This is a genomic window from Pseudomonas sp. 2822-15 (assembly GCF_002742515.1).
GTDB lineage: Bacteria > Pseudomonadota > Gammaproteobacteria > Pseudomonadales > Pseudomonadaceae > Aquipseudomonas > Aquipseudomonas salomonii.
The window spans coordinates 1-276 of record NZ_LJRY01000292.1; the positions used below are offsets into that span (position 1 = coordinate 1).

Here is a 276-nt window from a genome sequence, read left to right on the forward strand (position 1 = left end):
TAATATATCTTTATGAATAACATTAACATGATCATATGGAGACAATGTTTCTTTTAATATGGGAAGTAATCTTTGATCTATTTCAAATGCAACTACTTTATTAGCCTGTTTTGCTATTTGTTCGGTTAGCGCCCCTATTCCAGGACCGATTTCAATGACTCCAGTTTCTTTAGTTATATCCGCAGCCCCAACAATACGCTTAAGTATATTTGTATCAATTAAAAAATTTTGTCCTAGACTTTTTTTAAAAGAAAATCCGTGGCGCTCCAGTATCTG

At 33.0% G+C, this 276-nt stretch carries 1 protein-coding gene; it reads right to left on the minus strand.

All coding sequences use genetic code 11. The annotated features are described in order from the left end of the window. Window positions 1–276: rRNA adenine dimethyltransferase family protein (locus tag AOA59_RS27690; RefSeq protein WP_371919096.1), on the minus strand; the 276-nt coding region annotated here is incomplete at both ends.